The 10022-nt window shown below is 56.7% G+C and carries 10 protein-coding genes; 4 read left to right on the forward strand and 6 right to left on the reverse strand.

Annotated elements, in window-relative coordinates; all coding sequences use genetic code 11:
- The first annotated feature begins 10 nt into the window (after positions 1-10).
- Positions 11-355 carry a chaperone modulator CbpM gene (locus tag QPL96_RS13830; RefSeq protein WP_303287899.1) on the forward strand — a complete coding sequence of 115 codons (345 nt, stop codon included), beginning with the start codon at positions 11-13 and terminating at the stop codon, positions 353-355.
- 24 nt (positions 356-379) lie between these two features.
- Here QPL96_RS13830 and QPL96_RS13835 read toward each other — a convergent pair whose 3' ends face one another.
- Both QPL96_RS13835 and QPL96_RS13840 read right to left on the reverse strand, forming a co-directional pair.
- Complete coding sequence (locus QPL96_RS13835; RefSeq protein ID WP_303287900.1) at positions 380-553, reverse strand: DUF6435 family protein; 174 nt, start codon at positions 551-553, stop codon at positions 380-382.
- 58 nt (positions 554-611) lie between these two features.
- Complete coding sequence (locus QPL96_RS13840; protein ID WP_303287901.1) at positions 612-1586, reverse strand: nitronate monooxygenase family protein; 975 nt, start codon at positions 1584-1586, stop codon at positions 612-614.
- A 137-nt stretch (positions 1587-1723) separates the two neighbouring features.
- Here QPL96_RS13840 and QPL96_RS13845 point away from each other — a divergent pair, with 137 nt between their 5' ends.
- The 3 genes from QPL96_RS13845 (at position 1724) to QPL96_RS13855 (ending at position 4353) form a co-directional block, all read left to right on the forward strand.
- The gene (locus tag QPL96_RS13845; RefSeq protein WP_303287902.1) at positions 1724-2455 is read left to right on the forward strand and encodes a thioredoxin domain-containing protein; all 732 of its coding nucleotides are present in this window, start codon (positions 1724-1726) and stop codon (positions 2453-2455) included.
- Positions 2456-2580: 125 nt separating this feature from the next.
- Positions 2581-3600: a rhodanese-related sulfurtransferase gene (locus QPL96_RS13850; protein ID WP_303287903.1), complete on the forward strand. Its 1020-nt coding sequence runs from the start codon at positions 2581-2583 to the stop codon at positions 3598-3600.
- A gap of 21 nt (positions 3601-3621) precedes the next feature.
- Positions 3622-4353: a YdiY family protein gene (locus tag QPL96_RS13855; RefSeq protein WP_303287904.1), complete on the forward strand. Its 732-nt coding sequence runs from the start codon at positions 3622-3624 to the stop codon at positions 4351-4353.
- A gap of 72 nt (positions 4354-4425) precedes the next feature.
- On the opposite strand, the gene QPL96_RS13860 is transcribed toward QPL96_RS13855, so the two are convergent.
- The 4 genes from QPL96_RS13860 to QPL96_RS13875 all read right to left on the reverse strand — a co-directional run bounded on the left by QPL96_RS13860 (position 4426) and on the right by QPL96_RS13875 (position 9872).
- Complete coding sequence (locus QPL96_RS13860; RefSeq protein WP_303287905.1) at positions 4426-5373, reverse strand: DUF523 and DUF1722 domain-containing protein; 948 nt, start codon at positions 5371-5373, stop codon at positions 4426-4428.
- Positions 5374-5451: 78 nt separating this feature from the next.
- Positions 5452-7695, reverse strand: a complete 2244-nt coding sequence (locus QPL96_RS13865; protein WP_303287906.1) for a glycosyltransferase — start codon at positions 7693-7695, stop codon at positions 5452-5454.
- Entirely contained in the window at positions 7692-8750 is a 1059-nt protein-coding gene (locus tag QPL96_RS13870) for a lysylphosphatidylglycerol synthase transmembrane domain-containing protein (protein WP_303287907.1), read from the reverse strand. Before QPL96_RS13870 ends, QPL96_RS13865 begins: the two co-directional genes overlap by 4 nt.
- Positions 8751-8849: 99 nt before the next feature.
- Complete coding sequence (locus QPL96_RS13875) at positions 8850-9872, reverse strand: DUF6160 family protein (RefSeq protein ID WP_303287908.1); 1023 nt, start codon at positions 9870-9872, stop codon at positions 8850-8852.
- Positions 9873-10022: the final 150 nt, after the last annotated feature.

Raw genomic sequence — 10022 nt, forward strand, 5'->3', positions numbered from 1 at the left:
GGAGTAAGGGATGAGCAAGCAAGATCATATTCTGACGGTAGAGGTGTTTGACCAAAATGGCAGCACCTTCACCCTGCGTGAAATCTGCGAGCGCGGCGAATGCCATGCCGAGTTTGTTATCAAACTGGTTGACTACGGCATCATCGCGCCACTGGACGACTCCCCGGAGGCCTGGCAATGGCAGTTCGATCTCGCGGCCCTAAACCGGCTGCGCAAAGCCCAAAGACTGCAACGGGATCTGAAAATGAATCTGCCCGGCCTGGCAATGTCCCTGGAGTTGCTTGATGAGGTTGAGGAAATGCGCCGGGAAGTGGCGCGGCTCAACCATCGGATACGGCAACTGATGGGAGAGTGATTGACAAGGGAAATTGCCCCCCGTTTATTTCTTTTCTTCGGGCGCCTGAATCTCGGCGTAGATTTTCTCTGCTTCCTCCATGAGGGTTCCGTGAGCCCTCAAGTCGCCGTTGCGTTGCGCGTACAGCGCTTTGGCGAGCTTGCCTTCATACGCCTTCTGCAGTTTTTTCTTCGGATCGCCTTTCAAAAATCCCAGCATGTATATGAACCTGTTTTGACCCAGTGTTTAAACCTTTACGTTTCCTGCTCTATAAAGTTCACAAAATTCCCATGTCTAGGCGGGCCCGGGCGTTTTGGTATTCTTCAATCAGTCGTTTAACGAGATCGCTGACACTCAGTACATCGTGGATCTGGCTGACGCCCTGGCCGGCGGACCAGACGGTTTTCCAGGCCCTGGCTTCATCGTCAATGGGTTTGAGCTTTTCTCCGTAATTGATGTCGCCCGCCTGGTTCAGCGTGTCCATGGGGAACCCGGCGGCCTCCAGGCTCTGCCGCATAAAGCTGGCGGGCACACCGGACACCGCCGGTGTGTGGATAATGTCACCCGAAACCGCTTCGATGATCATGGTCTGGTAAGCCTCTTCCGCCTGGGATTCAATGGTATTGATAAACCGTGTTCCCATGTAGGCCAGGTCTGCACCCAGGGCCTGCACAGCCAGCAGGTCTTCGCCATGAGACAGCCCGCCGGCAAGCAGGATGGTGCCGTCAAACACCTCCCGGATTTCGTGCACCAGTACAAATGGGTTGATGGTGCCGGCATGGCCGCCGGCGCCGGCCGCTACCGCAATAATGCCGTCGACACCGGCTTGCGCCGCTTTTTGTGCGTGTTTCTGGTTGGTCACGTCATGGAACACCACGCCGCCGTAGCCGTGCACCGCTTCGACCACCTGGCTGGCCGCGCCCAGTGACGTGATAATGATCGGCACCTGGTGTTTCACGCACAGCTCAAGGTCTGCCTGCCAGCGCGGATTGGTCTGGTGCACAATCAGGTTCACCGCATACGGTGCTGTTTTCTGGTCCGGATGTAATTTCCGAAAGGCGTCCAGCTCTTCATTCATCTGGACCAGCCAGTCCTCAAAACCCTCACTGGTGCGCTGATTCAGGGCCGGAAAACTGCCCACAATGGCCTGTTTGCAACAGGCCAGCGCCAGTTCCGGGCCGGAAATCAGAAACATGGGTGCGGCAACCAGCGGAAGAGTGAGCGTGTCTTGCAGGGGTATGGGTAATGGCATAAGGCACCTCATTTTTTTGTTGGAACTTTTGTAGGATATATAGGATCTTAGCGTGCCACGTTGGCTCTGAAAATGGTCGCCAGCTAATTAATCCTGGAAAATCAGAAACACAAAGAAACACAAAAAGGAGCCCCATCATGGGTGAAGCAAAACGTCGCAAGGAAACCGGTGCACCGCCTCTCCGAAAAGGAAAGTCCAACACGCCGCTTTATATTGGTATCGGTGTGCTTGTGGTCGCCGCAGTGGTTTTTGGGTTGGTGTTCCTGACCGCCGCACCGGAGCCAACCTCCGACGAACTGCCTGTGGCTTCCGCCAATGCCGAGGCGTTTCCGGCGCAGTTGGACCAGTTCGGAGTTTCAGTGGGCCGGGAGGATGCACCTGTCGTGGTGCGGGAGTTTGCAGACTATCAGTGTCCGGCCTGCGGCAACTTTTCCTCGGCGAGCAAGCGGCTGAAGCAGGAGTACGTGGATGAGGGCAAGGTCCGGTTCGTCTATTTCGATCTGCCCCTGCAACAGCATCAGAACGCCATACCCGCAGCTCAGGCTGCTCGCTGCGCCGGCGATCAGGGCGCCTACTGGACCATGCATGATCGTCTTTACGATTCCCAGACCGAGTGGAGTGGCTCTAACGACCCGGTGGCAACCTTCACCCGGTACGCCGGCGACCTCGGCCTTGAAGAACGGCGCTTCCGCCTCTGTATGACCACCGAATTGCATCGCGAGGCCGTAGAGCAAAGCCGCCGCGTTGCCATGCAGCTTCGGGTAGCCAGCACACCCACCGTTCTGGTGGATAATATCCGCCTGACGCGACCGGGCTGGGGGCAGCTTTCTGCTGTTGTGGAGCGCGAGCTTGCCACTAAGGCTGAGTAGCGCTGCAAAGTCCGCACTTGATCGTGAGCCTGAGTTGGTTAAAATCTGCGCCCTCTCAGGCTTCGGCCTTTGAATAACCCCGAACCCATGCTCCGGATTTACGATCCGGCCCGCAGGAGAAAATGATGAGCAACAACGTTGTTGTCTGCGCACTGTACAAGTTCGCAGTCCTGAACGATTACAAGTCCCTCCGCCAGCCGCTGCTGGACCTGATGCTGGAGCAAGACGTCCACGGCACCCTGCTGCTGGCACGGGAAGGTATCAACGGCACCATCGCCGGCAGCCGCGAAGGCATTGATGCCGTGAAAGTCTGGATTACCGGCGATGGGCGTTTTGACGGTATTGACTACAAGGAATCCTTTGTTGATATCCAGCCTTTCAAACGCACCAAGGTAAAGCTCAAGAAGGAAATTGTCACCATGGGCGTGGAGGGGATTGATCCGAAGCGCATTGTCGGTACGTATGTGGACCCGAAAGCGTGGAACAATCTGATCTCTGATCCGGACGTGGTTCTCGTCGATACCCGTAATCAATACGAAGTCGAGATTGGCACTTTCAAAAATGCCGTCAATCCGGCCACCGAGACCTTCCGCGAATTCCCGGAATACGTGAAGCAGAATCTTGACCCATCAAAGCACAGGAAGGTGGCCATGTTCTGCACCGGCGGTATCCGTTGCGAGAAATCCACCGCGTATCTCAAGGAGCAGGGCTTTGACGAGGTTTACCACCTCAAGGGTGGCATCCTGAAATACCTGGAAGAAGTACCCGAAGAGCAGAGCCTGTGGCGCGGAGAATGCTTCGTGTTTGATGACCGGGTAACCGTTAACCACAAGCTGGAGCGTGGCGAGTACGATCAGTGCCACGCCTGCCGCAGGCCCATTACTGAGAAAGACAAAGAGCGTCCGGAGTATGAGCCGGGTGTCAGTTGTCACCAGTGCATCGAATCGCTGACCGAGGAGCAGAAGGCACGGTTCGCTGAGCGTGAACACCAGATGCGTCTGGCAGAGCGACGTGGCGAGTCCCACGTGGGCAGTGAAGCCGCCCGTATCATTACCGAGCGTAAGAAGCTGAAAAAGGCAGAAAAAGAGCATCAGGCCCGGAAAAGCCTGGCCGGTGAAAAAGCCAGGGAAACCGAGGGAGCCTGACCAACACCAACAGGAGACTTCATGGATTTACGACAGGCAGTCGCCATCACCGCAGTTGCTATCGTGCCATTTGCCAATGGGCAGGAGGCGAATAACTGGAAGGGCGAAACCGAACTCGGTGTGCTGGTTACTACCGGCAACACCGAGGAGACCAACATCAAGGGCCGGCTTGGTCTTATCCGGGAGGTGGAAACCTGGCGCCATACCGGGGACTTCAGTACCAATTACTCCGAGGCGCAGGATGAAACCACGGCCGAGGAGTATCTGGCCGCCCTGGAAACGAACTACAAGTTCGACAAAAAACAGTATTGGTTTCTTCGCGGCTCCTGGGAGGATGACCGCTTCTCTGGCTACGATTTCGAATCCACAGTGACGACTGGTTACGGAAACCGTCTCTGGCAGTCCGGGGATCGGTCTTTTCTTGATCTCTCAACGGGCGCGGGTTACCGCTATAACAAACTGGATACGGTTAACGCACGGGGAGACGATACTGAAAAAGAGGCCATCGTCCGCCTTGCCGGCCAGGTTGATTACGCCCTGTCCGCCAATTCGCTTTTCCGCCAGAAGCTCAGCACCGAAATCGGGCTGGATGAGAACAACACGATAAGCCAGTCAGAGACGTCCCTGCAGGCCAATGTGGTGGGTAACCTTTCAATGAAGGCAGCGCTGCGGGTGAAGTATGTATCCGATGCACCGGCTGGCTCTGAAAACACCGACACCGAGACGTCACTCTCTCTTCTCTATGGCTTCTGATTAACGGCGTGAAAATGGGGTCAGATGAACTTTTCATCTGACCCCATTTTCATCTGACCCCGATTTCAGGCTTCAAACGTTGTTTCTCAGACCAAGCTCGTCCGGATAGGGCGTAAGGTATTGCTGGGCGCGCAGGTAATTCACCGGCTCCCGGCGCTGGGCCATGCGTAGCAGGGTCATGGGCACCACCAACGGCACCTCACCCCGGCGGTAGGCCTCTATCTGCTCCCTCAACACCTTGCGGTCTTCATCGCCCATGGAGTCTCTCAGGTAGCCCATCAGGTGCTGCATGGCGTTCATGTGCGAACCACGGCTGACCTTCTGGCTCATGGCTTCCATGAACTGGTTGATGTAACGGTTGGAGATATTTTCCAGTGGCTCGGATTTCAGGTCTCCCAGCATGGGGCCGAGCTGGCGGTAAATGCTCTCGGAGTGGGCCAGAAGCTGGAACTTGTGGCGGGTGTGGAATTCGATCAGCGCCCTGGCCGAAAGGTTGTCGCCCGCGACATTCTGCATCCAGTCGTCGTAGGCAAAGATCCGCTCGATAAAGTTTTCCCGAAGCATGTCGTCGTTGAGGCGGCCCTCCTCCTCCACCGGCATCAGCGGATAGGCTTTCAACAGTGCCCCGGCGAACATGCCCCGGCCATCCCTGCGGGCCACCTGGCCATTCTCGTTGTGCACCTTGATACGCTCCATGCCGCAGCTCGGCGATTTGGCCATCAGGATGTAACCCCGAAGGTCCGCCAGGGTGGGCATGATCTGGTCGATAAAACCTTGCATGGCGTCGGTGTGATCCGCCGTGCCCCTGGTTTCGATCAGCCGAAGGCCATCGCTGTATTCGCGTAGGTGAATGGCCGGGCGGGGCACGCCCAGGCCTGCTTCCAGCTCGGGGCAGATGGAGCGAAATTCAAGGTGCTTTGACAGCACCTGGGTGCAGTAACGGGAATGTTTGTGGCCGCCATCATGGCGAACTTCCCTGCCCAGCAGGCAGGTGCTGATACCGACGGGGATGCCGCTCACTTAGTCGCTCCGGTGGTTAAGACGGTTTTTGATATACGTGAATTCAGGCTGGACCGATCAGGGTGCGCAGACTCCTGGCTATTCCTGACTGCTTCCGGAACGTTTCCGTTTCTTGGAGAACAGGGCCAGAGTGGTGGCATAAATCGTGCGAACGTCCGTGGCAAACTGCTCTACGGAATAATCCTTCGCAAAATCCAGAGCCTGTGAGGCAAGTTTACTGCGCAGTTGGTCATCTTCCAGCAGTTTCTTAACCTGTGCCCGCCACTGATCCTGCTTTTCCGGCGTCTTGAAGCCATTGAAGCCGTGCCGAACCACATCCTCGATGCCGCTGGAGCGCACGGCCACCACCGGCAGCCCCGCCGCCATGGCCTCCAGTATCACCATGCCCTGGGTTTCGGATTTCGAGGCAAATAGGAAGGCGTCACCCAGCCGGTACCAGGTGGCCATGTCTTCCGGGGGGATGGCACCCACCAAGGAGAAATGTTGCCGGAGGTCAAGGTCTTCTATCTTCTTCTGTAACCGGTCTCTCTGGTGGCCATCGCCAATCATCAGGAACCGGAACGGCACATCCGTTTCCCGCCTGAGGGCATCAATCGCTTCAATCATGAAGTCGATATTCTTCTCATTGGATAACCGTGAAACGCTTATGAAAACCTTCTCGTCTCCAAGCTTCAGCTGATGACGCAACTGGTCAATGTCTTGCCGGCGAACATCCTGGAAACGCTGGTATTCAATGCCCGTGGGCTGCACAAACGTCGGTGTTTTCACCCCGATCATCCGAAGGTATTCCTCGGTGGAGTAGGTTGGCACAATCACGCCGTCACACTTGTTGGAAAAGCGCTTGATCAGGGTATGGGAAATCAGGTTGCGGAACAGCATCCCCGGCAGGGGTACAAAGTGGGCGTAGTGTTCCAGGCGGGTATGGTATGTGTAAATCGCTGGCACCTTCAGCCGCCGCGCTACGAACAGCCCCAACGAGCCCAGCCAGAACGGGTGGTGCAGGTGGATGATGTCCGGCGCGAAGGCACGAACCCGCTTGCGGATCCGGCCGAGGAAAATATTGGCCAGCCGGAATTCCCGTTTCGCCCCCATGGCGAGCAGTGAGGGCACCCGCAGCACGTGGGCTTCCGCCTCCGGCTGGTCCTTGTACCGGGGCGCCACGATCAGCAGCTTGTCTCCCAGGTTTTCGAGGCCACGGCGCAGCCGCTCAATTGAAATGGGAACACCGCCGATAAACGGCAGATAGTTGTTGGTGAACATGGCCACCCGCAACGGGCGCTCAAGCCAGGGCGCCGGGTCCAGATCGTAATCCGGGTAGTAATCCTTGCCTATGAAAATGGCACCGTAGAGCTTGATGGCCAAAGCGGCGAACACTGCAACAATCAGCAGGAAGTTTATATAGCCAGCATAGAGCAGAGAATAGATGAAAAACCAAAGTCCCTCCAGGCGTTTCAGAATTGGGTTCTGGGCACCTCCAAGGCGCTTCAGGCTGGAGTTCACTTCACCCTCAGCACTCACGTCTACCCGCACAAAGTGGTAGAAGCTGGTATCGTTGTTGAGCACCAGGCCGCCGGCGCCCCCTGTGATAATGAAGTCCGTGTCGCCCCTTGCTTCCTTGGCGTAAAGCGAAAGATTGGCGGAGAAGACAAGATCGATCTTGTACTGCTCAATTTCCTTCAGCAGTGCTTCACGAAACTCCGGTGGCTGCAGGTAGTCCTCGCGCTGATCGAATGGCGCGTCTTCGTCAGGCTCAAGAGGCGGGTTTCCGATAAACAGGATTCTCGCTTTCGAGTTGTCCCTGCTGAGCAGGTCGTCAAGCCAGCGAATCTGCCATCGCCAGGGTGTTTTGCCGGTACTGTCCAGGAAGATAAGCCGGCTCTCGTTGATCTGGATGCTAAAAAAGTGGGGGCCAAAGTGATTGTAAAAGCGGAAGCTGCCGAACTCCTCGTATTCATTGGGGCCAAAGGTAAGCAGATACGGGATATCCAGGTGGCTCAGGCTTCCATAAAGCGCCCGGTACTTGTCTTCGCCGCCCCCGCTGACTGCATTGCCTGCGGATACCATAAAATCGATTCCGGAACTGTTCAGTTCGGGAATAATGCGGTTTTCAAAGATACCCACCGAGTTATTGATGTTGCCAACGACAGCGAAGCTGAAAGGTTTTCCGGGCTTGACAAGGCGATCAATCCGCTCCACCTGCTCAGTGTGAAGGCCTTCGAAGTCTTCAGTGAACAGGTTCAGGTAGATCTTGTAGCCAACCAGCAGAAGCACCACCAGCAGGCACAGGTAGAACACAAGTTTCAGTGGGTTGCGGAAAATCATCCCGCCCTCCTGCGATTGGCAACAAGTTCCCTCTGGAAGACTAGGAGCCCGATAATCATGCCCAGGTAGATCGTCAGTAAACGCCAGCCGACAATCACCAGAATCAGGTGATTGCCAGAGAGGATATCCCGGAAGAAGCTGCCAAAAACACCCTCGGAAATACCCGAGGCGCCGGGGGTGGGTGAAAAGTACATGACGAACGTGGTTACCACCACCAGCCCCAGCGACATCAGGTAATCCACATCATAGTCCAGGCTGGCCATCAGCAGCGCAGGAAAACTGAACAGGCTGAGCAGGAAAATCGCGGTAAACAGAACCGACAAAACCACGAACAGCGGGCGGCCACGCAGATAGTCACTGAAGCTGCGGGAGAACCGCAGCATCTCCCGGCGGGCCTTGAACTGCCACCTCCGGTGCCGCCGCTCATTTATCAGATGCATCCGGCGGGCCGCTCTGAGGAGTTTGCTGAGCGGGCCGATCAGCCAGTGGGTGCGAAACAATAGGATGGTGAAGAAGCCCAGGTAAATCAGAATGAAAATCGCCAGGGCCGTACCAATGTCGCTGGTAATGGTACGGCCATCCAGCGCCTTGAGCGTCAACAGGAAAACCGGCGTCAGGGAAAAGATAAATACCACCGCCAGCACTGTCCGGATGGTGGTGGCGGCCGTGGCCCTGCCAACCGGAATGCCATGGTTATGCAGATACCAGATCTGCGCGAAGCCGCCACCGGTGGCCATAGGCGTGATGTTGGAGAAAAACAGGTTAATGAACACCAGCCGGAACATGGCCGGCAGAGATAACCGATGGCCAAGGGCCCTGAGCGTGTAGTAGAGCCGCAGGCCGTCAGAAATGAAATAGACCAGTAACAAACCAGCCACCGACAACAGGGTTTCCGGGGCAATCAGTCTGGAATCAAAGGTAATGCTGCGCCCGGCAAACTGATCGTAAACGGCGTACAGTCCGGCGGCGGTAAGCGCGACAAACAGCAGGCTGAAAATCGCCAGCCGCCGCCCGGGGGCGCGTTTTGAATAATTGATGTCAGTGGAGTCAGTCATGGGCTGCCCGTCAGAGTCAGACGGGCAGTTTACAGGGTAGGGAGTGGTTGGTGTCCAGTGCCGGACTGGGAGTCTGCGCGATTTCTGCCGCGCAGACGCCTAGCGGCCGTAAACCATCATGGTGGTGTTGGTGATGGCGAAGTCCGTGAACTGAACGTTGCCAATGCTTGTGCCGCCCACCTTGAACACAGGCATGTCGATATCCGCCCGGAACTCAACCTCATGGACAGACAGGCCTTCCTTGCCAGAGGCGGCACTGGTTCCCCGGGAGAGTTTTGCCGTCGCATTGGCCATGCCGAAATGCCCCAGCGTATCGTCGCCCCGACGGTTGTGAATCTGCAGCCCCTCGATACCCACGGCGGCAAAGTTGAACAGCAGAATCACATCTGCGGCATCCCAGTTCAGGCTGCCGTTGGTAATCTCAAAATGAGTATCCAGTTGCAGCTCAGAGCCGGATACCTCATTGCCATTGGCCAGAGTGCGAGTGGAACTGCCCCCGTTACGAATCACCAGATCTGTCGGCCCAATATACCCTTGCAGCAGGATGTTCGAGAACAGAGTGGCCGCACCCCCGGTACCGGTGCTGGTCACACTATCCGCCGCCAGTTCAAAATCGACCGCCCGCAGGAAGTCGTCGAGACTGGACGGGTTGCCATAGTCGGTCGCACCCAGGTGCATCACCAGATCACCGCTATTGAACTGCTTGCCAAAAGAGCCGGCGACAGAATACTTCGCCAGGGCATCGGCCACATCCGGATTGCCTGGGGCCAGCAACCCGGCATTGGCGCGACGGGCAATCTCCGAAAACCCGTGCTCCAGCACCTCCCCATCGCCGGCAATATCGATAGTCAGCTTCATGTTGTCCAGCACTGTATCGTTCTGCCCGGACAACCGCAGCCCGTTCACATTCAGCGAACCCTCATCAGTCCAGCTGAACCGATCAATGCTCAGCTTGGTTTCCAGCTCAATCGTCACTCCCGCCTGCCCGGTCACACCAGACAGTGCACCATCGTCCAACGGCCTGAACTCCGCCAACGCCGGCAGAGGAAGCGACAGGGCGAGTACCCAGAGCGAGAGAGTGGAAGACGTGGTAGTTCGACGACAGGCAAGTGACTGAGTCATGGTGGCCCCAAAAGTCTGGTTTCTTGTTTTGTAACTATTCAGCTGCCTCCCCGTAAAAAGCCCTGTTAGCCCCGTTCCGGTGCCGACATAAAAGCCGGCTCACGCCCGGTAAACAGCTGCGTCAATACCTCGGAGGCACCCAGGTTCTGT

The sequence above is a fragment of the Marinobacter sp. SS8-8 genome (assembly GCF_030540945.1).
GTDB lineage: Bacteria > Pseudomonadota > Gammaproteobacteria > Pseudomonadales > Oleiphilaceae > Marinobacter.